The organism is Paenibacillus sp. FSL R7-277, from assembly GCF_000517965.1.
Classification (GTDB): Bacteria; Bacillota; Bacilli; order Paenibacillales; family Paenibacillaceae; genus Paenibacillus_AQ; species Paenibacillus_AQ silagei.
The window spans coordinates 131,160-154,271 of record NZ_ASPX01000116.1 but is presented as its reverse complement, the minus strand read 5'-3'; the positions used below and the strand labels follow the sequence as shown (position 1 = coordinate 154,271).

General features: G+C 54.1%; 23 protein-coding genes. 17 read left to right on the top strand and 6 right to left on the bottom strand.

Annotation, left to right across the window (positions count from 1 at the left end; translation table 11 throughout):
- Positions 1-18: 18 nt before the first annotated feature.
- Both C173_RS30300 and C173_RS30295 read right to left on the bottom strand, forming a co-directional pair.
- Entirely contained in the window at positions 19-1,161 is a 1,143-nt protein-coding gene (locus C173_RS30300; protein ID WP_036732386.1) for a glycoside hydrolase family 88 protein, read from the bottom strand.
- A 104-nt stretch (positions 1,162-1,265) separates the two neighbouring features.
- Complete coding sequence (locus C173_RS30295) at positions 1,266-1,727, bottom strand: hypothetical protein (protein WP_051478664.1); 462 nt, start codon at positions 1,725-1,727, stop codon at positions 1,266-1,268.
- A gap of 109 nt (positions 1,728-1,836) precedes the next feature.
- On the opposite strand from C173_RS30295, the gene C173_RS30290 reads away from it, so the two are divergent.
- The 3 genes from C173_RS30290 (at position 1,837) to C173_RS30280 (ending at position 4,430) form a co-directional block, all read left to right on the top strand.
- A complete protein-coding gene (locus tag C173_RS30290) occupies positions 1,837-2,772 on the top strand; it encodes a LytTR family transcriptional regulator DNA-binding domain-containing protein (RefSeq protein ID WP_051478662.1) in 936 nt (311 codons plus the stop codon).
- A 105-nt stretch (positions 2,773-2,877) separates the two neighbouring features.
- A complete protein-coding gene (locus tag C173_RS30285; protein ID WP_036732382.1) occupies positions 2,878-3,723 on the top strand; it encodes an ABC transporter ATP-binding protein in 846 nt (281 codons plus the stop codon).
- A complete protein-coding gene (locus tag C173_RS30280) occupies positions 3,720-4,430 on the top strand; it encodes an ABC transporter permease (RefSeq protein WP_036732380.1) in 711 nt (236 codons plus the stop codon). The genes C173_RS30285 and C173_RS30280 overlap by 4 nt, the downstream gene beginning before the upstream one ends.
- Before the next feature lie 119 nt (positions 4,431-4,549).
- Here the strand turns inward: C173_RS30280 and fabV are convergent, their stop codons facing one another.
- Positions 4,550-5,740: an enoyl-ACP reductase FabV gene (gene fabV, locus C173_RS30275; protein WP_036732378.1), complete on the bottom strand. Its 1,191-nt coding sequence runs from the start codon at positions 5,738-5,740 to the stop codon at positions 4,550-4,552.
- 194 nt (positions 5,741-5,934) lie between these two features.
- Between fabV and C173_RS30270 the strand changes: the two genes are divergently transcribed.
- From C173_RS30270 to yajC, 9 genes are all read left to right on the top strand, one after another.
- Positions 5,935-7,176, top strand: coding sequence for a serpin family protein (locus C173_RS30270; protein ID WP_036732376.1), 1,242 nt, complete (start codon positions 5,935-5,937; stop codon positions 7,174-7,176).
- Positions 7,177-7,264: 88 nt separating this feature from the next.
- Positions 7,265-8,011, top strand: coding sequence for a BofC C-terminal domain-containing protein (locus C173_RS30265; protein WP_036732373.1), 747 nt, complete (start codon positions 7,265-7,267; stop codon positions 8,009-8,011).
- Positions 8,012-8,216: 205 nt separating this feature from the next.
- Positions 8,217-8,720: a crossover junction endodeoxyribonuclease RuvC gene (gene ruvC, locus C173_RS30260; RefSeq protein WP_036690559.1), complete on the top strand. Its 504-nt coding sequence runs from the start codon at positions 8,217-8,219 to the stop codon at positions 8,718-8,720.
- The gene (gene ruvA / locus C173_RS30255; protein ID WP_036732371.1) at positions 8,717-9,340 is read left to right on the top strand and encodes a Holliday junction branch migration protein RuvA; all 624 of its coding nucleotides are present in this window, start codon (positions 8,717-8,719) and stop codon (positions 9,338-9,340) included. Before ruvC ends, ruvA begins: the two co-directional genes overlap by 4 nt.
- A 26-nt stretch (positions 9,341-9,366) precedes the next feature.
- Positions 9,367-10,374: a Holliday junction branch migration DNA helicase RuvB gene (gene ruvB / locus C173_RS30250; protein ID WP_036732369.1), complete on the top strand. Its 1,008-nt coding sequence runs from the start codon at positions 9,367-9,369 to the stop codon at positions 10,372-10,374.
- A gap of 95 nt (positions 10,375-10,469) precedes the next feature.
- Positions 10,470-12,572 (top strand): SpoIID/LytB domain-containing protein, encoded by a 2,103-nt coding sequence (locus C173_RS30245; RefSeq protein WP_051478659.1) that lies wholly within the window; start codon positions 10,470-10,472, stop codon positions 12,570-12,572.
- A gap of 17 nt (positions 12,573-12,589) precedes the next feature.
- Entirely contained in the window at positions 12,590-13,618 is a 1,029-nt protein-coding gene (gene queA, locus C173_RS30240) for a tRNA preQ1(34) S-adenosylmethionine ribosyltransferase-isomerase QueA (protein ID WP_036732367.1), read from the top strand.
- A gap of 21 nt (positions 13,619-13,639) precedes the next feature.
- Positions 13,640-14,776 carry a tRNA guanosine(34) transglycosylase Tgt gene (gene tgt, locus C173_RS30235; protein ID WP_036690552.1) on the top strand — a complete coding sequence of 379 codons (1,137 nt, stop codon included), beginning with the start codon at positions 13,640-13,642 and terminating at the stop codon, positions 14,774-14,776.
- 45 nt (positions 14,777-14,821) lie between these two features.
- The gene (gene yajC, locus C173_RS30230) at positions 14,822-15,136 is read left to right on the top strand and encodes a preprotein translocase subunit YajC (protein WP_036732365.1); all 315 of its coding nucleotides are present in this window, start codon (positions 14,822-14,824) and stop codon (positions 15,134-15,136) included.
- A gap of 89 nt (positions 15,137-15,225) precedes the next feature.
- On the opposite strand, the gene C173_RS30225 is transcribed toward yajC, so the two are convergent.
- Both C173_RS30225 and C173_RS30220 read right to left on the bottom strand, forming a co-directional pair.
- Positions 15,226-16,050, bottom strand: coding sequence for a phosphatase PAP2 family protein (locus C173_RS30225; protein WP_051478684.1), 825 nt, complete (start codon positions 16,048-16,050; stop codon positions 15,226-15,228).
- A gap of 114 nt (positions 16,051-16,164) precedes the next feature.
- A complete protein-coding gene (locus C173_RS30220) occupies positions 16,165-16,557 on the bottom strand; it encodes a TIGR04086 family membrane protein (RefSeq protein ID WP_036732363.1) in 393 nt (130 codons plus the stop codon).
- Positions 16,558-16,757: 200 nt separating this feature from the next.
- Between C173_RS30220 and C173_RS30215 the strand changes: the two genes are divergently transcribed.
- On the top strand, positions 16,758-17,567 hold the full coding sequence (locus C173_RS30215; protein WP_036732361.1) for a DUF421 domain-containing protein: 810 nt from the start codon (positions 16,758-16,760) through the stop codon (positions 17,565-17,567).
- Here C173_RS30215 and spoVB read toward each other — a convergent pair.
- Positions 17,564-19,165, bottom strand: coding sequence for a stage V sporulation protein B (gene spoVB, locus C173_RS30210; RefSeq protein WP_036732359.1), 1,602 nt, complete (start codon positions 19,163-19,165; stop codon positions 17,564-17,566). The two genes, C173_RS30215 and spoVB, sit on opposite strands and share 4 nt — an antisense overlap.
- A 214-nt stretch (positions 19,166-19,379) precedes the next feature.
- Here spoVB and C173_RS30205 point away from each other — a divergent pair, with 214 nt between their 5' ends.
- The 4 genes from C173_RS30205 to C173_RS30190 all read left to right on the top strand — a co-directional run bounded on the left by C173_RS30205 (position 19,380) and on the right by C173_RS30190 (position 23,094).
- Positions 19,380-19,631: a post-transcriptional regulator gene (locus tag C173_RS30205; protein WP_036690543.1), complete on the top strand. Its 252-nt coding sequence runs from the start codon at positions 19,380-19,382 to the stop codon at positions 19,629-19,631.
- A gap of 233 nt (positions 19,632-19,864) precedes the next feature.
- On the top strand, positions 19,865-21,118 hold the full coding sequence (gene secD, locus C173_RS33995) for a protein translocase subunit SecD (RefSeq protein WP_036732357.1): 1,254 nt from the start codon (positions 19,865-19,867) through the stop codon (positions 21,116-21,118).
- Entirely contained in the window at positions 21,108-22,007 is a 900-nt protein-coding gene (gene secF / locus C173_RS33990; protein ID WP_036732355.1) for a protein translocase subunit SecF, read from the top strand. The genes secD and secF overlap by 11 nt, the downstream gene beginning before the upstream one ends.
- 121 nt (positions 22,008-22,128) lie before the next feature.
- Positions 22,129-23,094, top strand: coding sequence for a cation diffusion facilitator family transporter (locus C173_RS30190; RefSeq protein WP_036732352.1), 966 nt, complete (start codon positions 22,129-22,131; stop codon positions 23,092-23,094).
- Positions 23,095-23,112: the final 18 nt, after the last annotated feature.

Genomic DNA, 23,112 nt, shown 5'->3' with positions numbered 1-23,112 from the left:
AGCGGATGCTGCTTCGTTTCAACTGTCCCCCCGCTCATACCAATACCCCGGTACACCCCGCGCAAGACGCAGCAGCGCCTCCAGGAAGAAATAATCGCCCCAGATCATGAAGTCATCCGGGGAGGCGTTGCCTCTGACGGAATAGGAGCCGTGCCGCAGAAATCCCTCTTCTAATGGGTGGCCTGCGGTGAAGTAGTGATTGATCAGCGAGTCCATGGATTTGTTCACGGCGTCCCTGAAATAGTCCCGGTCCGGATCATTCTCCGGCAGATGCTCCAGCAGCTCCAAGAGACCGCATACGGTGATGGCGGAAGCGGAGCTGTCGCGCGGGGTGCCTTCCTGCTGCGGGGCATCGAAATCCCAATAGGCCACATGATCGGCGGGGAGATGCTCCACGAAGTAGCGGGCCATTCTTTTGGAGGTTTCAAGATAATGCGGATCTTGGAAGCTGCGGTAAGCGAGAGCGAAGCCGTAGACGCCCCAGGCCTGGCCCCGTGTCCAGGTGGAGCCGTCCTGATACCCCTGCGCCGTCCCCCCGCGAAGGGCATCCCCCGTCTGCTGGTCGAAATAAAAGGTATGGTAAGAAGAGTCGTCGCCCCTCACCAGGAAGCGGCGGCTTGTCTCGGCGTGAATACGGGCAGCCCTGGCATAGACCGGGTCGCCGGTCTGTTCGCTGGCCCAGCAGAGGAGCGGAAGATTCATCAGGCAGTCGATGATGATCCGCCCGCCGTTGTCTTCATCGCCCTCGGGTCCCCAAGCCTGTAACAGCTGCGGACCGGGGCGCCAGCGCTTCATCAGCTGGTCCGCTGCCTGAAGAGCGAGCAGACGCGAGGCTTCATCCTTGTCTGCAATCCAGCGGGCCTTGGCCGAGAGCGAGTACAGGAAGCCGATATCGTGGTGATCCAGCGCCTGCCCGTCCAGCATGCGCCCGCTGAAGGAATCTGTCGCCTGGATGGCGGCGGCATGAATCTCCGGGTCCTGGCTGTATTCATAGCTTAGCCACAGAATGCCGGACCAGAAGCCCTCCGTCCAGTTGGTGTGGTCGGTCAGATGGTATTTGCCGTCCCCCATACTTACAATCGGATAACCCTCTCCAAATCGCTTCACATTAAGCCGCGTAGTCGTAAGCGTCTGCTCAATCGTCTGCTCCCAGTTCATCATACCCGCCATAACCTCCATCATATCGCTATAGTGTGCTTAACCATATTATAAGCCGATCAAGCTGTAGGTTTGTTGCACAGAACTATAGTTATATTGCGGATCTGCTATGAACGGACCTGCCCGTAGACGCTCCAGCTGTTGACTAAATGACCGGTGGCGAACAGACAGGCCGGAACAACGAATAACCAGGACTGGAGCCATACGCCAAGCAGCAGGAAGTAGAGGGCCGGGAAGACGGCCATCGGAACGGGGATACCCAGCCAGGGCTTGAACAGCACCGCAAAAGCTCTCCCGCTCCGGTAATAGCGCACCCAGCAGCCATAGTACACCAGCATGCAGAGTGCCATCAGTATGGCGGATACTCCCAGGGGCTCAGCAGCAATCATTCGGCCGAAAAGAATGGGCATCATGAAGCAGGTGATCTGACCTGCCCGCTCCAGGAGCGTGAAGACCAGCGGGACGGAGTCCAGGGAGCCGGGAACACTCCGGGGCGGGAAGAATATGAATATTAGATTCGGCAGTAATACGAGTAAAGAGATGATAAAACCTTGAGCATGCAGTCCCATCGCAGAAATCCGCCTTCCTGAGCATTGATAGTGGCCGTACCTGACAAATACATAGCATAACTCTATAATTGCATTATATATCCTAGAGAGTCTGGAGCGGGAGGAAGATATGCAATTTCAACCTATATATGAAGACGGAGAATTAATTATGCCGAAGCTTGAGCTTGATCTGTCTGCGAGCCCTTCGGTTGGTATTATCACAGATTTGAGGCGCAAGCAGTTATTAATGGAGCAATTGTCCCGGGAATCCGGCAATTATTTGTCGTGGGCCGGGCAGAACGAATATATGCGGTTGACGGTAGAGGAGCTAATCTCGTTTCTGATCCGAATGTCGGGACGGGAGGAGCGGGCGGCTGTGTTAACTGATTATTTTGCGCTGAAGGAGGAACGTAAGGTCAGATTGATGCAGCTCAGCTCTTCGAAAAGGGTGTATGTGACCCTGCTGCGGGCCTTTTTCGCCCATCAGTCCACGCTCGTATTGGAGGAGCCGTATTTCTATCTGGAGGAGCAGGACCGCCGCCAGCTGAAGCGGATACTGGATGACCTGTCGCAGCAGAAAAGGATACTCATTCTGACCTCGAATCTGGAGGATGCGCTGATCTCGTGTGATGTCATTTACCGGCTGAGCGGGTCCGGGCTTCATCAGCTGGATATCCGCGATTCGGAAGAGGAGAAGCAGGAGGCAGTGAAGCAGGATGAGGCCAACATCACCTTGCAGAAGGTCTCGACCAAACGGGAGGATAAGGTGATTTTATTTGATCCGCCCGAGATTGATTTTATTGAAAGTGTAGAAGGCTCAATCCTGGTACATGTCGGCGGCGAGCATTATGACTGTGCCCTGACCTTGACCCAGCTTGAAGCGCGGCTGCTGAATTTCGGCTTCTTCCGGTGCCACCGTTCCTACATCGTCAATCTGCAAAAGGTACGTGAGATCATTACCTGGACGAAGAACAGCTACAGTCTGCGGCTGAACACCGGCAAGGAGGCCGTGGTTCCGTTATCCCGCTCCAAATTGCAGGAACTTAAGGCGCTGCTTAAGCTGTAAGAGGTACCGTTCAGGCCGGAATGGGTACAATTCACCCGGTTTTGGTGGCTGAAAGGCTGAATTCTGGATAACGTTAAGTCATCAACAACATAAGGATGTGGTGAGATGGCGGTTATTCAGGTAGAACAGGTCCGCAAGACCTTCGGGGCGAGAGATGCGCTGACAGAGGTGTCCTTCAGTATTCCAAAAGGGGAGATTTTTGGGTTCCTCGGTCCGAGTGGTGCAGGCAAAACCACCTTGATTAAGATTCTGACTGCACAGCTGAAGCCGACAGGCGGAGTGGCCAAAGTATTCGATCAGCCGGCGGAGGAGATGCAGCAGTCGGCCCAGAAGATGCGTTTTGGCATTCTGACCGATAACAGCGGCCTGTACGAGCGGTTGTCCATCGAGGAGAATCTGGAGCTGTACCGGAAGCTGTACGATCTTCCCCGCTCTGCGGTGGAGCAGGTGCTGCAATTCGTTAATTTAAGCAGTGATCGCAAGAAGAAAACAAATACGCTGTCCAAAGGGATGCGTCAGCGGGTGATGCTGGCCTGCGCCATTATCCATGAGCCGGAGCTGTTGTTCCTGGATGAGCCGACCTCGGCACTGGACCCTGTGAATTCAGCGCATATCTATAAAGGCTTACGTTATCTGAATGAGAAGGGGACCACCATCTTCATCACCACGCATGATATGGCGGAGGCGGAGCTGCTCTGTAACCGTGTAGCAATTCTCTATCAGGGACGCATCCAGACCATCGGCTCACCAAGGGAGCTGAAGCGGCAGCACCGCGAGAACCTGATCCGGGTGGAGCTGACCAGCGGAGAGGCTTATGAGCTTCCGGTGGATGGGGACACGGCGGACCGGATCGCGGATTGGATGAAGCGGGGACTCATTGAACGGGTAGAGACGAAGGAACCTAGCCTGGGTGATATTTTTATCAAAATGACGGGAAGTGAGCTGCTATGAACATCTCCTATAAGCGGGCCAGCGCGATCTTTGTGAAGGATTATAAGGAATTCTCGCGCAATTATGCGCTGTCCATTATGCTGCTGTTTCCGATTCTGTTTGCGGTGCTGTTCAAAAGCGCAGGTGCATCCTTGCCGGGAGCTGCCGGATTTCTGTTCAACAGCTCGTTTGTTCTACTGACCTGCTTCGCCCAAGCTTGCCTGATTGCGGAAGAGAAGGAGCGCAACACGCTGCGTACACTCATGCTGACACCGGCTACAACAATGGATGTGCTGATGGGTAAAAGCAGTCTGGTCTTTGTCATGTCGACGGTGGTTCTCGCCATTTCTACACTATTGTTTGGCTATGAGCCTGCAAATATAGGGGTATTCGTAGCTGCGATCGTTCTTTCCATTGTTCTCTACACGGCAGCCGGGACGATCTGCGGTCTCTATTCCAAAACCTTACTGGATGCGTCCTTATCGATCATCCCGGTAGCCTTCATCTTCATGGGCGCACCTTGGGGTGCCGTACTGGCGAAGGATTATCCGGTGTTCGGGGTGCTGGATTACATGCCAAGCAGCCAGCTGGTGCACTTGCTGAACCTGAGCCCAGCCGGTTATTCGGCGGGAGAGGTGTGGCCGCCTCTTCTGATTATTGCGGCGTGGACAGCCGTGCTGACGCTTGTGTCTGTGGTGCTGTACCAGAAGCGGCTCCGGGACGAATAGGCTGGCGCGGCTGTGACAATTCGTGGCGCAGGCCGCGCCACAGGCTGGATAGAACGCAAAGGAAGCCGCTCCCGGGAGGGGGCGGCTTTCTTGCGCTGCGTACAGCAAACGTCAAGCTTTTATACCATATTAGGAATCTCTACGGCAGGGTCTGTCTCAGCTTCATAGTCTACGCCTTCGGTACGGAAGCCGAACAGATGGAAGAAGTCGTCCTGATAGCCTGCCAGATCCGCCAGCTCAGGCACATTATCCGTCTCCAGCTCATTCCAGCGTCTCATGACCTCGATCTGCACATCCTCGCGCATCTCCCAGTCGTCAATACGGATCAGGTGGCTGCCGTCCGCAGCCGCTTCACCGCCGTTATACAAATGGTCTGCGAACAGACGGTACATCTGCTGGATGCAGTTCTCGTGCAGCTCTTTCTCCTTCATGACTCTGTACAGGGCGGAGATATACAGCGGCACCACCGGGATCGCAGAGCTGGATTGGGTAACCAGTGCCTTATTCACGGATACGAAGGCCCGGCCGCCGGTGGCGGATAGCTGCTCGTTCAAGGCAATGGCGGTCTGCTCCAGATGGTTCTTCGCCTGGCCGATAGTTCCGTCCTTGTAGATAGGATGCGTAATCTTGGGTCCGATATAAGAGTACGCTACGGTAGTTGCTCCCTCAGCAAGCACACCGGCCTCCTGCATCTGGCTGATCCACATGCCCCAGTCTTCCCCGCCCATCACGGCGATGGTCTGGCGGACTTCATCCTCTGTAGCCGGTTCAATGGTAACGGTGGAGACCTCTCCGGTGTGGAAGTTCATCGTCTTGTTCGAATAGGCTTGGCCTACCGGCTTAATCACCGAGGAGAACACTTCTCCGGTTACCGGATGGGTGCGGCGCGGGGAGGCTACGCTGTACACAACCAGATCAACGGTGCCGAATTCGGCCTTGATCAGCTCGATTGTTTTGGTCTTGATTTCATTCGAGAAGGCATCGCCGACGATGCTGAAGGATTTCAGCCCCTGCTTGGCCGCTTCACGTTCAAAGGCAGCAGAATTGTACCAGCCTGCGGAAGCGGTGCGGGTGCCTTCAGCAGCCTTGTCAAAGAAGACGCCGATGGTGTTCGCGCCTGCGCCAAAGGCAGCGGCAATCCGCGAAGCCAGTCCATAGCCTGTGGAAGCGCCGATGACCAGCACGTTCACCGGGCCGGTAAGCTTCTTTTGGGACCGTACATAATCGATTTGTTCCTGTATTTGTCCGGCACATCCCTCCGGGTGAGCTGTTGTACAGATAAAGCCGCGTGTTTTTGGCTGAATAATCATCAAGGATATCCCCTTTGTTTTAGTTTTTAACTTTTTTCGTTAATATAGAGTATAGCAAATGATGGCATAGAAAGATAAGCCTTCAATATAATGAATAGCAATTTTGTAAGCCTGCCGCTAAGAATTTGCAACTTTTCCCAATCTGCAGCGTCATTTGGTAGAGAGGCTACGGAGAAATTTAGGGAGGGCTTAGCATGGGCAAAAGATTATCGACACTTATACTGGCCGTGCTGCTCTTGGGCGGCTGCAGTGAAGGAGGTTCGGGCATGAATTACGCGGAGAGACAGGCTGCGGCAGCTAAGCTCGATTCAGGTCTGGCTGACAGCAGCAACGGGCTGGGCGTGAAGCTGTTCAGCCAGTTATGGAAGCAGGGGAGCGGGAACCTGACGATATCCCCGTACAGTGCCGCTGCCGCTCTGGCCCTGGCCTATAACGGCAGTGCCGGAGAGACGGCAGAGGAGCTGGGGAAGCTGCTCGGCTATACCCCGGACGAACGGCAGCAGCTGAATACCGGCCAGCAGTCATTAATGAAGCTCTTGAATGATGGGGGAGCAGGCGTGGAGCTGAAGATCGCGAATTCAGTCTGGGGTATGAAGGGCCTGCCGCTGCGCAGGAACTATCTCAAGACCGGTAAGGATTTCTATGATGCGCAGATTAAGACTACGGACCTGGCGGCACAGAAGTCTGTGAAGGAGATTAACGGATGGGTGGCAGACCATACGGGGGACAAGATTCAGGAGATGCTCACGGAGCCGCCCGGACCTCAGGCTGTTGCTGTCCTTGTCAATGCGCTGTATTTCCAAGGTGCCTGGAGAGATGTGTTCGAGGAACAGGCTACGAAGCAGGCGGACTTTTATCCTCCGGACGGACCGGCAGTGCAGGTGATGATGATGAAGCGGAGCGGTATGTTCGAGTATGCAGCTCATGAGGGTTGGCAGGCGGTTAAGCTTCCCTACGGAGAGGGACAGATGGAGATGGTAGTGGCCCTTCCGGGTGAGCAATCGTCGCTCGCGGAGCTTGTGGGTCAACTGGAGCAGGGGACCCTGCTGCTGGATAAGGGTTTCTCCAGTTCCCGGGGGATGCTGCTGCTGCCAAGGTTCACGGCCAGCTATGGTACAGAGCTCTCCAAGGCGCTGCAGGCGCTGGGGGTGAAGCTTGCTTTTGATCCGAGCCATGGTGATTTCTCTCTTATGTCGGATCTGGACAGCCCGATCTATTTTGAACAGGTCATCCACAAAACCTATATCGATGTGAACGAGCGGGGAACGGAGGCGGCGGCTTCCACTGTAATTGCTATGCGTGCCGGATCGGCGCCCCCTGTAGACCCGCCCTTTGAAATGAACGTCAATCGGCCCTTCCTGTTCATGATCCGGGACACGCAGAGCGGAGTCGTGCTGTTCCTTGGGGCCATTGAGAATCCCCAGCTCACGGATTGAATCCATGCTGGGATGAATTTCAAGCATTTACGCATAAATGATCCCTTCACAGGTCACAATAGGAAAAAACCAGAATGAAGGGATTAACGTGAATGCTTTTCGCCTGAAAAAACAACTGTGGCGGCGGTGGAGACGCTGGAAAAAAGCTCCCTGGGTAGGTGCGGCATGCCTCGTGCTGACGTTGCTCGCCTGGCGCGGCATGCAGGTTCCGGAAGAGATCAGTACGCTGCTTAAATCTTCGTCATTCCTGAGCGGAAGCGCAGTGCAGAATCTGGAACCCGGAAGCAGCTTACCGGCTGTAACCGCCGTATATAACCATACAGACGATGATGCTGAAGAGGATGCCGCCGTGATGAACAGTCAAGAGCTGCTGAAGGCTGTGGGCAAGGAAGCCGTCAGCAGAACGGTGCATCTTAAGACCCTCTATGTAGCCGGTGAAGAGGTGCAGACCCTGCCCGGCAAGCAGACTCCGGCTCAGCTTAGCGAGCTGATTGTCCGGCATGCAGGCTGGAGCGGCTGGCTCAGCCGGGAAGGGGACCTGTGGCTGGAGCAGCGGGTCAATGATCTGTCGCCGCTAACCAAAAAAGAAGCCTACTTCGGGGTGGACGAGCAGGGCAATCTGACCTTGTTCCAAGGCCCGCCCGAGGCGGAGCGGGTCATGAAGACCTTTTTCCAGATGGACATGGGCTCCATCAAATCCTCTCTGCCCAAGGGCATCTGGGAGCAGCTTCATCAGGGCATCCGGGTGCAGGATCTGGAGGAGTACAACAGCGTACTCTCCACCTTCAGTGACTATGCTCGTGATTCCTCTGAACAGGTGATGCATGCGGAGTGAGGGAGAGACTATAGAGTTAGCAGCATGAGGACTCGCGGGCGCGAAGGTGGCCTGCGGGTCTTTGTTGTGTTATGCATGTTTCATTTCCCCGGGGACAAACTTTTTGTCTCCCGGGGAATTTTTTTTGCTATAATGGGTGGAAGGAATACATATGTTCGCTTTAGGGCCGGAGTATCCGCCCGGGCATAGAGGAGAGAGAAGGACTTTGCGTATTTTGGGGATTGATCCGGGGCTGGCGATTGTCGGTTTTGGCTTTGTCGATAAGGTCGGCAACAAATTAACACCGGTCCAATACGGCTGCATCCAGACAGAGGCACATACCCCGGAAGAAGAGCGTCTGCTGCATGTCTATGAAGGCATGGTGCAGCTGATTGATAAATATAAGCCGGACGCAGTAGCGGTAGAGAAGCTGTTCTTCAGCCGCAATGTGACTACAGCCTTACCGGTGGCGCAGGCACGCGGGGTGCTGATTCTGGCAGCCGTGCAGCGCGGGCTTCCGGTGGCAGAATACACCCCGATGATGGTGAAGCAGGCTGTAGTCGGTTACGGCAAGGCAGAGAAGAAGCAGGTGCAGGAGATGGTTAAGCTGCTGCTGAAGCTGACGGCTGTGCCGAAGCCCGATGATGTGGCGGATGCGCTGGCGGTGGCGGTATGCCATGCCCATTCCGTGAGTCTTAATTCCAAATTAAATGAGGTATTGCGAAAATGATAGATTTTCTTAGAGGACCGGTTGCACATTTGGAGCCGGAATACGTTGTGCTGGATGTGCAGGGCGTGGGGTACCGGGTATTCTGCCCGAATCCGTACGCTTTTGCCAAGACTGAGGGTCCGGTGACTGTGTTCATTCATTATCAGACCCGCGAGGATGCTACGCTTCTGTTCGGATTCCCTTCACGCGAGGAGCAGCGCCTGTTCCGCAAGCTGATTGAGGTATCCGGCATCGGCCCGCGCGTTGCGCTGGGCATTCTGACCGGCGGAACGCCGGATCAGCTGATCGCGGCCATCTATCAGGAGAATATCACCTTCCTGACGAAGCTGCCGGGGATTGGCAAGAAGACGGCGCAGCGGATGATTCTGGATCTGAAGGACAAGCTGGACGGATTCGGCGGGGCGGCCCTGCAGACGGGATTGTTCGCAGTAGCGGCTGAAGCGCAGAGCAAGGCGGAGGCGCTCCCGTGGGAAGAAGCCAGAGATGCGCTGAAGGCGCTCGGTTACACCGATACTGAGCTGGACCGGGTGCACTTGAAGATGAAGCAGGAAGGCACGGATACCGGACCGGTGGATGTGCTGATGAAGAAGGCGCTGGGGCTGCTGTATACCGCCAAATAGGTCCCTGAAGAACGGAGTGAGGAAGAATGGATGACCGGATTATATCGGCTAATCTGATGATGGACGAGCAGGCGGTGGAATTAAGTCTGCGTCCCCGTTATCTGGGTGAATATATCGGCCAGAACCAGGTGAAAGAGAACCTGAAAATATATATAGAAGCGGCCAAGATGCGCAGTGAAGCACTGGATCATGTCCTGCTGTACGGGCCTCCGGGTCTCGGCAAGACGACGCTGGCCAATATTATTGCCAACGAGCTGGGAGTGAATCTGCGGACCACCTCCGGCCCGGCCATTGAACGGCCCGGAGATCTAGCGGCGCTGCTGACGAACCTTCAGGAAGGCGATGTGCTGTTCATTGACGAGATTCACCGTCTGCACCGGACGGTGGAGGAGGTCATGTATCCGGCAATGGAGGATTTCGCGCTGGATATCATGATCGGCAAGGGGCCAAGCGCACGGTCAGTCCGGCTGGACCTGCCGCCCTTCACGCTTATTGGGGCGACGACACGTGCGGGACTGCTGTCTGCTCCGCTGCGTGACCGCTTCGGAGTGGTCAGCCGGCTGGAGTATTACACCATCGATGAACTGAGCTTCATCGTGGCGCGCAACGCTGAACTGCTGGGCATCGAGATTCTGGGCGATGCAGCGGAAGAGATTGCCTTGCGGGCCCGGGGTACACCGCGGATTGCCAACCGTCTTCTGAAGCGGGTACGCGATTATGCCCAGGTCCGGGGCGACGGAATCATCACCCCGGAGATTGCTGCTGAATCGCTGAAGATGCTCCAGGTGGACCCCCGGGGACTGGACAGCATCGACCATAAGATGCTGCAATCCATGATCAGCTCCTTCCGGGGCGGGCCTGTCGGACTGGATACCATCGCCGCTACGATAGGCGAAGAGAGCCAGACCATTGAGGATGTATACGAGCCTTATCTGCTGCAGATCGGTTTCCTGCAGCGCACGCCTCGCGGGCGTATTGTTACGCCTGCAGCGTATCATCATCTTGGCCTTCCGCTTCCCCCGCAGCAGAACTGATTATTGAGAATCCTGCCCATAGTACAACATCTTACGTATTGTTTGGGCTACAAACCGAAGTGGATGTATCATTAATACTTTTTAGGAGGCCTACAATGAAACTTGCGAAGTGGACAACAACAGGAATCGGGCTGCTGGGCCGGGGGGCGCTGGCTGCATTGCTTGCAGCAGGCAGTCTGCTCATTCCGGCAGATCACGCCCGCGCCGATTCCGGCGGGTCGATCCGGGTTGCACTGTATGCCGATATTGGCAGCAAATATAAATCTACCGTACCGCTGGTAACCCTGCAGTCCGAGCAGAGCTTCAGCCTGCTTCCGGCAGCCGGCGGCAGCCCGTTATTGTCGGTTCCGGCCCAGAACAAGGTCCGTGTCAGTCTCGACGGGTACCGGGTGAAGGTGCTGGAGACGCCAAGCTGGCAGACCGCTGCGGATGCGGCGAAGAAGCTCCAGTCTTCTTCCAATAAGCCGCAGATCTTCATGGCTGCCAGAGGCGGTGCCAAGGTATATCAGCTATATACCGGAGGTTACGCCAGTGAGAGTGCAGCCAATAACGGGCTGAACGCAGTCCTCAAGGCCGGTCTGGCAATTCCTGAGGGGCAGACCCCTGCGGTGGCCGGAACCAAGCATCTGTCTGCGGGCACCTACGCTACACTCGAGGAAGCCCAGGCGGTAGTGGGCAGCCTGACCACTGCCGGCTTAGATGCCTGGCCGGTATTCATATCCGGTGAGGGCGGCAGTGCGCGTACCGAGGTATGGGTAGGCGAGGCGTCAAGTGACAGCGAGCTTGCGGCGGTCTCTGCTTCGGCAGCTGTGCTGCTTCCTCAGCTTGCTCTAACGCCTGTGGCTCCGGGTGCACCCGGAGTAATGATCCGTATGGACGCAGGGCTCGATTTCAACAGCGAAGTCCAGGCATTCCATTATCTGTTATCCGGAAGTGACGCAAAGTTCATCCTATCCGGCAATGAGAAGGGAATTATGCTAACCGAGCGATCCAAGCGGATCTATCGGGGCGATATGGAGCTTGGAAATCTGAATGGTTCATTGTCTGTCATTAACGTGGTTCCGCTGGAGCAATATTTGTATGCGGTTGTGGGGGGAGAGGTATCCTCCGGCTGGCCGGAAGAAGCGCTGAAGGCTCAGGCTGTAGCGGCGCGCAGCTACGCGCTGTCCCAAGGGAACCGCTTCGATGTTGCCAATGTGGTGGATACAACGCTCAGTCAGGTCTATAACGGAATCGGTGCAGAAGCACCCACAATCATCAAGGCGGTCGATGCCACTGCAGGTGAAGTGCTGCAGAGCGGCGGCAAGGTCGTAGAGGCGGTATTCTCCTCGAACAGCGGCGGCGTTACGGCTGACCCGTCGGAAGTATGGAACAGCGGCGGCAACTATGCCAGTGTGGCCAGCGCAGAGGATGTGGCTGCGGTGGGCTCTGCTAAGAAGTGGTACTATGTACTGCTGGACAGCGGCGTCTCCGGCTATGCCCGGGAAGATAACATCAAATTAACAGGCAGCAAGACAGCCGCAGGGCTCCCCATTGCCACAGCCACTGCCAAGGATGTGAATATCCGGCCGCTGCCTGTCGTTGACAGCAGTGCTGCTCCGGCAGGCAAGCTGAATCCCGGACAGAACGCCGTAGTGCTGAATCAGGTCTATGAATCCGGCAGCTACAGCTGGATCAAAGGTCCGTATTCTTCAGCCGAACTGCTGAAGAGCCTGGCCGGCAAGACCAGCGGCACTCTGCCCTCTTCTATAACCACTCTGGAGGTTACCCGGCGCGGGCCATCAGGAAGAGCAGTGGAGGTCAAGGCGAACGGCCAGATCCTGCAGGTGAAGTACCCGGATCTGTTCCGTTCCTCCTTCGGAGGATTGCCTAGCACCTTGTTTGATATTGTACCTGCCGGAAGTTATACTGTATTAGGCGCTGACGGCTCTACAGCTGCTATCGGCAGCACCAGCTCAGCCGGAGTGCTGTCTGCCTCGGGCCAAGTGACGTCCAGCGGCAGCGGTACGGTCGTGATGGGCGCGGATCAGACCGCAAGAGTCGTGACCGGCAGTCCGGGCTTCTATTTCATCGGCTGGGGTTACGGGCACGGACTCGGCATGTCTCAATGGGGCGTGAAGGGAATGGCCGACAAAGGGTATGATTATAAGCAAATATTGCAACACTATTTTAATAACGTTACTATAATTAAGAATTAAGGAATGAAGATCCTATTATGAATGTTGAACTTTATGATTTCAATCTGCCGGAGGAGCTGATTGCCCAGACTCCGCTTGCCGACCGCAGTTCATCCAGACTGCTGCTGGTAGACAAGGAGAGCGGGCAACTGGACCACGGTCATTTCACGGATATACTGGGGCAGTTCCGCCCGGGCGATACGCTAGTACTTAATGATACACGGGTTATTCCCGCCAGACTGTTCGGAGTCAAGGAAGATACCGGAGCCAAGGCGGAGGTCCTGCTGCTTAAGAATCTCGAAGGGGACCGCTGGGAGGCGCTGGTGAAGCCCGGCAAGAAGCTGAAGACCGGCGCGGTCATTGTCTTCAGTGAAGAGCTTCGTGCCGTGATTGAAGATGAAGCAGATATGGGCGGGCGGACACTCCGCTTCATCTATCAGGGGATTTTCCAGGAGATTCTGGACAGGCTCGGCTCCATGCCGCTTCCTCCTTATATCAAGGAAACCCTGGATGACCGTGAGCGGTATCAGACCGTGTATGCCCGGCATGAAGGCTCGGCGGCAGCGCCGACAGCCGGACTGCATTTCACCACCGAGCTGCTGGAGCAGATTGCAGCCATCGGTGTGAATATCGTCTATGTCACACTTCATGTTGGTCTCGGGACCTTCCGTCCGATGTCTGTCGAGACTGTGGAAGAGCATGTCATGCATGCCGAGTATTTCGAGCTGTCCCAGGCAACGGCGGATGTGCTTAATGAAGCCAGAGCAAGGGGCGGAAGAATAATAGCTGTAGGCACAACCTCATGCCGGACCCTGGAGACCGTTGGCAGACAATACCAGGGCGGGCCGATTGAGGCATGCAGTGGCTGGACGGATATTTTTATCTATCCGGGTTATGAATTCACTGTCGTTAATGCACTGATCACCAATTTCCATCTGCCCAAGTCAACCTTGGTCATGCTGGTAAGCGCTTTGGCTGGCCGGGAGCTGATTCTCGCCGCATATGAAGAAGCGATTAAGCAGCAGTACCGGTTCTTCAGCTTTGGCGATGCAATGTTCATTTATTAAGCAAGAGGAAGGGTTAAACCAATGGCAGCAATCACTTACGAACACATTAAGACCTGTAAGCAATCCGGGGCACGGCTCGGAAGAGTCCACACCCCGCACGGAATTATTGAGACACCAACCTTCATGCCTGTAGGCACCCAGGCTACTGTCAAGACGATGAGTCCTGAAGAGCTTAAGCAGATGGAAGCACAGATTATTCTGAGTAATACGTACCATCTGTTCCTTCGTCCGGGTCATGAGATCATCGGCGAAGCGGGCGGCTTGCATAAGTTCATGAACTGGGACCGCCCGATCTTGACCGACAGCGGCGGCTTCCAGGTATTCTCCCTGAGCGACATGCGTAAGATCACCGAAGAAGGGGTTCATTTCCGCTCCCATCTGAACGGGGACAAGAAGTTTCTGTCTCCCGAAGTCGCTATGGAGATCCAGAATGCGCTCGGTTCCGATATTATGATGGCCTTCGATGAATGCCCGCCTTATCCGGCTGAATATGAGTATGTGAAAAAATCGCTTGAACGTACCACCCGCTGGGCCGAACGCTGCCTCAAAAGCCATGCCCGTCCGAATGATCAGGGACTGTTCGCTATCGTACAGGGAGGCATGCATGAGGATCTCCGCCGCCAGAGCGCGGCTGATTTGACTTCCATGGATTTCCCGGGGTATGCTATTGGGGGACTCAGCGTCGGAGAGTCCAAGCAGCTTATGTATGAGGTGCTGGATTACACGGTTCCGCTGCTGCCGCAAGGGAAACCGCGCTATTTGATGGGCGTAGGTTCACCGGATGCGCTGCTGGAAGGTTCAATCCGCGGAATAGACATGTTCGACTGCGTTCTGCCTACGCGTATTGCCCGTAATGGAACAACGATGACCAGTCAGGGAAGACTCGTAGTGCGCAATGCGCAGTATGCCCGTGATTTCGGGCCGCTGGACCCGGAGTGTACCTGTTACACCTGCCGGAACTATTCCCGTGCTTATCTGCGTCATCTGATTAAGGCCGACGAAACCTTCGGCTTGCGGCTGACAACGTACCATAACTTACACTTCCTGCTGGAATTGATGCGTAAAGTGCGTGAAGCCATCATGGAAGATCGGCTGCTTGATTTTCGCGATGAGTTTTTTGCACAATACGGATTATATGATAATCTAAAAGGCTTCTAGAGAGTACGGAGTGTTCATGTTTATTCTTGAAAGGGGGGAAATGATATGTCACAGTTTTATATGGCGGCAGGTACAGGCGGCGGAGGCAGCATACTGGGTCTGGTAGGTCCGTTTGTACTGATGTTTGTTGTGTTCTACTTCCTGCTGATTCGTCCGCAGCAGAAGAAGACCAAGGCACGCAACGGAATGCTCAAAGCGCTGAAGAAGGGCGATAAGGTAGTTACCATCGGCGGTCTGCACGGAACGATCATGGAGATTTCGGATGACATCGTTATTCTGCGGGTTAATGATGTAACCCGATTGACGTTTGACCGGGGCTCGATCAGTCACGCAGTTGTGGAAGTAGAAGACAAGATGTAATAGTCTCTCTGCTAAATTACATAAAAATCGGCGTTTCTCTTACGAGAGAACGCCGATTTTTTTATACGTCATATACGGAATTGAGGGCCTTAACGTGTATTGGTGACCCGGCCCCGCACTCTCAAGCCCTGTTCCCCGCTGCGCAGGGTAAGCCTGGCAAGCGGTACGGCGATAGCCGTGGACAGTACAGCCAGCAGGGTGCCGCCAATCATGTCGGTCAGCCAGTGAATGCCGAGATAGAAGATTCCAAACACGATAATAACGGCTGAGATTGTACTGATCACCATCCAGCGGCGGTTGCCTGAGCGGTAAGCGAGCAGAGCCATGGATACGGAGATAGCGGTATGTAGGCTCGGGAAGCAGTTATTGAGGCCGGATAGCGGCCGGTATTCCTGTTCAAACTTCGGGAAAACATCCAGCATGATGAACCGAACCCCGGCAGGCGCATAGGACCACACCTCATTGACCGGAAAGTACAGATAGAACGGAATAGCGATAGCATAGGTTAAAATAATGGTGTAGCAGGTCGCATAGAGGATCACACGGTTTTTGTCCAGCAGATAGATCCCCAGTGAGGCTGCCAGCACGGCCTGCAGCATGAAGATATAGAAGAAGACAATCACCGGTGTCAGCCAGGGAGCGTAGAACAGCTCTTGAACCATCCGGACGAAATGCCCCTCCAGGCCGAAGATAAAACCTGTGTAATCTGCGGTCAGCCGCATCTTTTCTTCGATCTGCAGCTCATATTTATTCAGGGCAAGAATGCTGAACATGCCTATAATAATGAGTGTGAATTTATAGGATCTCAGCAGCTCTCTCCCGATTTCAACTAAGGCCATCAGCGGATTGCGCCGTGCGCCGATCCAGATTAAGATCACAACAATGGCAACGGTATATACAACTACAAGATTCATGGACTGATACAGCAAAGCATTCGAAGCCTCCTTGATAATCGCTCATATGAAGTCAGACATAGGTAGTGTACCATATTTTCAAGGGAAGGTTTCAATTTTTGAAAATTATATTAATTAGGATTTTTGTAAATTAACTCCAAATATTCCTCCAAGTGCGCTAATGCCTGCAGCCGCCAGAACCCACAGGAAGTCCATTCCTCCCGGTGAACTGTCAAGCGCCAAAAATCCGATCAGCAGTACAGCCAGTCCGTATAACATGCCTGTGAGTGCTCCTTGGTACCAGCCTCTGCGGACGGCCCTGCTGCCTGCGGTCAAGCCTCCGAATGCGGCAGCGACGCCGTGCACAATGTAGGTGTACATGGTGAGATCCTGTTCCTGAAGTCCGCTGCCCCAGAGCAGGAGGGAGAGGATGAACGCACCCAGCATCATCCACAGGAACGAGCGGATTAAACCCGATAATACCGGACTAGATATTTTCCATGAGAATAGACGCCTGATCAGAGACATGGTAAAACCCCCTAAAAGTTTGTTAACCGGATACTAATTATTGTATGGGGAGGCTTGCCCCAATAGTACAAGAATAGGCGGTATGACTTTTACCAGTAATTAATCAGCAGCTTTCCGAATGTTCCCTTTACGGTCAGGTCAGAATAGGGGTACATTAATCCGCCAGTATGGGGGAGTAGCGGAAGGGGAGCGAAGAGAATATGTTCCAGCATATTACGACCCATATCTTTCTGACCGTGCTGATGTATATCTTCATTTTCCTGAGCATGCGCATCATGGGCAAACGTGAAATCGGCAAGCTGTCTGTATTTGACCTGACCATTTCCATCATGATTGCCGAGATTGCTGTCTTTGTAATTGAGGATATCGAGCGCCCCATCTATGATGGTGTTGTTCCTATGGCGACTCTGGTGCTGATTCAAGTGCTGGTCGCACAGCTCAGCTTGAAGAGCCGGAAGCTGCGCTTAATGGTGGATGGCAGGCCCAGCATTCTGATCTCGGACGGGAAGATTCACCGGGGCGAAATGCGCAGGCAGCGGTATAATATTGATGATCTGCTGCTGCAGCTCCGCGGGCAGAATATTGTCAGTCCGGCAGATGTGGAGTTCGCTATCCTGGAGACAAGCGGGCAGTTAACGGTGATTGAGAAGAATGCCAACGTCACCTCATCCAATCAGTCGGGCAACAGCAGCTCCGGCGCAGAGCGGAAGGAGAAGAACGGCGATAGCCAGAAGGACTCCGGCGATGCTGAATCATCCGGCGGTGACTCTGCTTCGGTGAAGCTGCCGAAGCATAAGATCCGTTATGAAGGCTTGCCAATTCCGCTGATTATGGACGGGAAGGTGCAGGACGGCAATCTTGAGATGATCGGCAAGAACCGGTTCTGGCTTAGAACCCAGATCCGGCAGAAGGGTGTCTCTGATTTCCGGGATGTTTTCCTGTGCTCCGTGGATCATAAGGGAGAACTCTATATTGCCCCGATCAGCCCGGATAAGGGGAAGCCAACCTAACTGCGCCAGCGTCTGAAAAAGGGCACCCGTTCCAGGTCACGCCTGGAGATCAGCCCGGATAACAGGCAGATGCTCAGATAGATGGCCATGCCGCAGAAGGCAGCGGCTAAGAATTGTATCCAATGCGACGGGGAGATCGGAACGGACGTATACACATACGACATCCCGGCGGCCATGATGACCGTAGCGGCCAGGATTTTGAGCGGGTCCGACCAACGTAAGGACATGGCGGTGAGCTTGATGACACTGTAGCCGTGCAGAAGCGTGACAAGTAAGCTGTTGACCATAATGGCGATGATGGCGCCCAGAATGCCGTACTCAGGCCGGGAGGCCAGCAGGAGAATCAGCAGGATTTTGACAACGGCTCCTATCAGCGTATTGATCAGTGCCTTGCCTGGGCGGTCCATGGCCTGAAGGGCAGCCTGCAGCGGGGCCTGGACGTAGAGAAACACAGCGAACGGGGCCATCATCCTAAGCATGGGGGCCGTATCCGCAGCATTGCCGTACATTAGTGTACAGAGCGGTACGGCAAGAATATACATAACAGCAGCAAACGGGGCACCGGTCACCATGGCGAGCCGCAGGGCCTGGTGCATTCTTTTGTGAATCGTGGGCAAATCGTTGCGGGCTGCGGCCTCGGATAAGGAAGGGACAAGGGAGACGGCCAGCGAGGAGCTGAGCACACCCGGCAGCAGCAGCAGCGGAATCACCATTCCCTGCAAGGAACCATATTGTGCGGTTGCGGCGGCGGCTGCGATTCCGGCAAGCGCTAGGCTGCGCACGGTAATAATCGATTCCAGAAGGTAAGAGAATGAGCCGATCAGTCGTCCAGCAGTTACCGGTATTGAAATGCCGATGAGACGCTTAAAGACAGGTGTAGTCGTCTGCGCGGGTTCGCGTCCGGCACTGCCTTGCGTATCCTGAACCATAGGTTCCACGTTAGGCGGGAGTTCAGACCTGTCTTTTTTGTCGTTAAAATAATATTGCCCCAGCAGGGCCAGCATTCCGGCGATCTCCCCCACAGTCACGCCAAGCATGGCACCCGCAGCCGCAAAGGCGATGCCCTTCGGCAGCAGCATCCAGGAGAACCACAGCATGAAGAAGATCCGGATGACCGATTCCAGCACGGAGGAGAAGGCCGAGGGAATCATGTTCTGCCTGCCTTGAAAGTATCCCCGGTAGATGGATGAAACGGCGACGATGGCGATCATGGGGGTCATGCTGACGAAGGTATAATAGACACGCTGGTCCGTCAGAAGAACGCTGGATACCCAGGAGGCGCTGAATAGGGCGACGAAGGTGAACACAATGCCGAGCGACAGGCTGAGAGCGAGGCCGGTTTGCAGGATTTTGCGCGACTGCTCCGGGCGGTTCTCTCCTTCGGCTTCGGCAACCAGCTTGGCAATCGCCAGCGGGATTCCCCCTGTAATTACCGTAATGAGCACAATGAAAAACGGGTATCCGAGCTGATACAGACCCACCCCCTCAGCGCCGATGATCCGGGGCAGGGCAATCCGGGGAATGAAGCCAAGCATCCGGTTAATGATACCGGCGAGCAGCAGGATGATCGTTCCTTGTATAAAGGTCTGTTTCCTCACAGGGCACTCCTTCTTCCTACATATGAGATGAAACTGCAGGTGAATTACCGCCATAACCAAGCCAGGCTTGTATAAGGATATGCCGGTACAGGTGCGCTGCATGACAAGCATTCTGTAGACAAGTTTTTTGGTCTTAAGCAGGAAAGTGTGAGCGCAGGGTCGAATACGTACCACTGAGCATACGTAATTGAGGAATCTTTGGAGGTGCCTGCACGTGGAATCGGAACAATGGAGATATGACGAGCTTAGTGAAGATATCGAAGCCATGTGCATCAGCAAAGCGGAGGAATTCCGGCTCCTCGGCTATGAATATGTGACCGGTAAGGATATTTGGGATTGCATCAGCCGCAATTATGCCAAAGAGGGAAGACCTCCCCTGCACAGGCTGGTCAATGACATTTATTCACTCAAGTCAGGCAGTTATATGACTTATCTGACCTTGGCGGCCTACCGGGGATTGAATTAACGGGGGGATTTGCCAAAAGGAACGATTTTCTTTTGCAAACGGGTACAGGAAGCAGTAAAGTAAGTAAAGAGTGTTCAGACTTGTCCTATCAAACGGAGGTATCCACGCTTTGCAGCAGAACCTGCCGTTTCTTTGTGTGAATCAAGACACCGTCATTCCTTCTGAATTGACGGTCATTTCGCACGTAGCTATAATAGGAATATTGAAGTAATGAAAGGGGAACTAGCTAGAGCATGAAGAGAATGTTGAGCTTTATCATTACCGTGGTCGTTCTAACGGGCGTCATGGTATTTACTACTCCCGGGCTGCTGGACAGAGTCCGTCTGGGTCTTGACCTCAAGGGCGGATTCGAAATTCTGTACCACGCCGAGCCAATGGATACGGGAGGAACTCTGACCCGCGCTTCGCTGCAGAAGACTGCAGAGAGCCTCGAGAAGCGGGCGAATGCACTCGGAACCAGTGAGCCTGAGGTGACCACCGAAGGTACGGACCGCATCCGTCTGAAGATCGCAGGTGTAACCGACGAAGCAGAGGTCCGCAAGAAAATGAAAGAACCCGCAGTTCTGACCTTCCGCAGTGCCAATGAAGGGGATGCTCCCGGGGTGTACAGCAAGATTGAGCTTGTAGGCAGTGACTTTGTTGAAGGTGCGGCAGAGGTTCAACGCGATCAACTGAACCGGCCCGAAATCAGCATCTCCATCAAAGACAAGAAGAAATTCGCAGAGATTACCGAGCGCCTGCTGGGTAAGGAACTCGCCATCTATCTGGATGAGAACCTGTTATCTGCTCCCCCAACGGTACGAGCTGTCCTGACCGATGGTAAGGCTTCGATCTCCGGGGGATATACACTGGATGAAGCCCGTGAGATTGCCGATACAATCAACCTCGGTGCTTTGCCGCTGAAGCTGACAGAGAAATATTCCCAGAGCGTAGGGGCTACACTGGGTAAGCAATCCTTGGATGAGACCGTCAGAGCCGGGATTGTCGGTTCTGTGATTATTTTGATCTTCATGCTGATTATGTACCGTCTTCCGGGCGTACTGGCCAGCTTTGCGCTGATCCTGCACACCTGGCTGCTGATTCTGGTATTTGTCCTGGCAGACTTTACACTGACCCTTCCCGGAATCGCCGCGTTCATCCTCGGTATAGGGATGGCCGTCGATGCCAATATCATTACCAATGAACGGATCAGGGAAGAAATGCGCAGCGGGAAGGGCATTATGTCTTCCGTCAAAGCAGGGAACAAGACCTCCTTCCGTACAGTTATGGATGCGAATGTAACTACTATTATCGTAGCGGCTGTCATGTTCGCCTTCGGTACGGGTGCGGTTAAAGGCTTCGCACTGATTCTGATCGTGGAAATTGTACTTAGTATTGTAACAAACCTTTATTTTGCCCACTGGCTGCTGACTGTGCTGGTTAAAGCCGGCGCACTCAAAAAGCCGAAGCAATTTGGGGTAAAGGAGAGTGACATCAGTGCGCTTTAAGAAAGAGCTTGATTTCGTACATTTAAGTAAATTCTTCTATATCTTCTCGATTGCCCTTACTGTGGCGGGGCTCGTCTTTCTGGCAACCTTCGGCCTGAACTACAGCGTTGACTTCAAGGCCGGGTCCAATGTGGACGTAGCGCTCTCTAAGAGTGTCACGCTGGCTGAGCTGCAGCCGGCTCTGAAGGATGCGGGCATCGAGCATGAACCAACCGTTACCATCGGCGACAAGCGGGTCAACATCCGCTATGATCAAGAGCTGAGTGATGCACAAAGTGAGACCCTCAAGAAGTCAATCAACAAGATTGATGACAAGGCGTCTTTTGAAATTAACACCGTAGATACTGAGATGGCTAAGGAGCTGGCCCGCAATGCGATCTATTCGGTGCTGCTCGCCAGTATCGGGATTATTATTTATGTTAGTATCCGTTTTGAATGGCGTTTTGCGCTGGCATCTATTGTAGCGTTGCTCCATGATGCCTTTATGGTTGTAGCGATTTTCTCCATCTTCCGTCTGGAGGTGGACATAACCTTCATTGTCGCGGTGCTGACCATTATCGGTTACTCGATTAACGATACTATCGTTATCTTTGACCGGATCCGCGAGAATCTGCGCTTCGGCAAACAGAAGTCGTATGAGGATCTTAAGGAGCTGGTTAACAAAAGTGTGGCGCAGACCCTTATGCGCTCGCTGTATACAGCCTTCACCGTATTTATTGCCGCATTCTTCCTGCTGATTATGGGCGGGGAGTCGATCCGCATGTTCTCGCTGGCCATGGTTATTGGCCTGCTCTTCGGAGCCTATTCATCGATCTTCATCGCAAGTCCGCTCTGGCTGCTTCTGAAGAAGCGTCAGAAGCCGGCGGCGAAGACCCCGGCCAAAGCCTAACACCCGGTTATTCTGTAAGCCGCGTCTGTAGCGACGCGGCTTTTCGGAATCTTCGGGTCAGGGCGTCTTGCTTGATTTCATCATCATGAGTTTACCTGCTAGTGGTAAGGAGGGCCTCGTTATGAATGACAAACCATTACCCCGGAAACAAACTGTTGCCTGGACCGGAATCCTTAGTGATGTTCTACTCGCTCTAGCCAAGGGAAGTATCGGTTATCTGTCAGGCAGTAAGGCATTGTTGGGGGATGCAATCTATTCCGGAGCAGATGCCGCTGCCAGACTGGCGGAGGTAATTCCGTGGAACCTGAAGCAGAGTCACAAGGCAAAAGGCTCAGCGAAACACGGCCGGGCTGCGCAAGGAAGCAAGGAGCCGATGGCGGCTATTCTGTTCTCTGTGCTGATTATTATGGGCGGGCTGCAGGTTGCTTTCTCGGCTATCCGTGATTTGACAAGGGGACATCTGTCGGCACCGGAGGAGTCAGCGCTTGTTGCTGTCCTGCTGTGCATTGTGTTCAAAGAGGCTGTATTTCAATACCAGTACCGTTATTTCAAAAAAAAGGGTGACGGCAGTCATGCTGCTTATGCCGATAGCCACCGGTTCAGCCTGTATACATCTATAACTGTATTTATCGGAATTGCCCTGGCCATAACTGGAGGATACTTGAACTGGCATCCTCTGCTCTACATGGACCCCATTGCAGCTCTGCTGACCGGATGTCTGATTCTCCGCAAAGGCTATTCGTTAATTGCTTCCTCTGTATACAGCAAGAAGATTCAGGAGCTTCCTTCCGAGGAAGCAGCCAGCTTCATTGAGACGGTTCAGCGGGTGCATGGAGTCATCCGGGTGGAGCAGCTCCGGGCACTGGAGGAAGGCAGTTATGTGAATCTGCATGTGAAGATTAGTGTGAATCCGCGGATCAGCGTGATGGAGGCCCAGGATATTTCAGAATGTGCCCGCAAGCTGCTGCAGCACCGGTTCGTTCATGTAGGGGAGGTTCATATGGATGTTGTGCCGTATGATCCGGGTTATCCTTATAAAAGCAATCACGAGCTTGTGGACAACGATATTCCCACGCTGCTTCAGTAGTCTGCAAGGTGAGAGAAA

Excerpts from the sequence above, each read along its gene's own strand:
- ruvB (WP_036732369.1), top strand. The coding sequence starts at position 9,367 with ATGGATGACCGGATTATATCGGCTAATCTGATGATGGACGAGCAGGCG.
- tgt (WP_036690552.1), top strand. The coding sequence starts at position 13,640 with ATGGCAGCAATCACTTACGAACACATTAAGACCTGTAAGCAATCCGGG.
- C173_RS30295 (WP_051478664.1), bottom strand. The coding sequence starts at position 1,727 with ATGGGACTGCATGCTCAAGGTTTTATCATCTCTTTACTCGTATTACTG.
- C173_RS30245 (WP_051478659.1), top strand. The coding sequence starts at position 10,470 with ATGAAACTTGCGAAGTGGACAACAACAGGAATCGGGCTGCTGGGCCGG.
- C173_RS30220 (WP_036732363.1), bottom strand. The coding sequence starts at position 16,557 with ATGTCTCTGATCAGGCGTCTATTCTCATGGAAAATATCTAGTCCGGTA.
- C173_RS30190 (WP_036732352.1), top strand. The coding sequence starts at position 22,129 with ATGAATGACAAACCATTACCCCGGAAACAAACTGTTGCCTGGACCGGA.
- C173_RS30280 (WP_036732380.1), top strand. The coding sequence starts at position 3,720 with ATGAACATCTCCTATAAGCGGGCCAGCGCGATCTTTGTGAAGGATTAT.
- fabV (WP_036732378.1), bottom strand. The coding sequence starts at position 5,740 with ATGATTATTCAGCCAAAAACACGCGGCTTTATCTGTACAACAGCTCAC.
- secD (WP_036732357.1), top strand. The coding sequence starts at position 19,865 with ATGAAGAGAATGTTGAGCTTTATCATTACCGTGGTCGTTCTAACGGGC.
- C173_RS30300 (WP_036732386.1), bottom strand. The coding sequence starts at position 1,161 with ATGATGAACTGGGAGCAGACGATTGAGCAGACGCTTACGACTACGCGG.
- C173_RS30225 (WP_051478684.1), bottom strand. The coding sequence starts at position 16,050 with ATGAATCTTGTAGTTGTATATACCGTTGCCATTGTTGTGATCTTAATC.
- queA (WP_036732367.1), top strand. The coding sequence starts at position 12,590 with ATGAATGTTGAACTTTATGATTTCAATCTGCCGGAGGAGCTGATTGCC.
- ruvA (WP_036732371.1), top strand. The coding sequence starts at position 8,717 with ATGATAGATTTTCTTAGAGGACCGGTTGCACATTTGGAGCCGGAATAC.
- C173_RS30215 (WP_036732361.1), top strand. The coding sequence starts at position 16,758 with ATGTTCCAGCATATTACGACCCATATCTTTCTGACCGTGCTGATGTAT.
- yajC (WP_036732365.1), top strand. The coding sequence starts at position 14,822 with ATGTCACAGTTTTATATGGCGGCAGGTACAGGCGGCGGAGGCAGCATA.
- C173_RS30285 (WP_036732382.1), top strand. The coding sequence starts at position 2,878 with ATGGCGGTTATTCAGGTAGAACAGGTCCGCAAGACCTTCGGGGCGAGA.
- C173_RS30290 (WP_051478662.1), top strand. The coding sequence starts at position 1,837 with ATGCAATTTCAACCTATATATGAAGACGGAGAATTAATTATGCCGAAG.
- C173_RS30270 (WP_036732376.1), top strand. The coding sequence starts at position 5,935 with ATGGGCAAAAGATTATCGACACTTATACTGGCCGTGCTGCTCTTGGGC.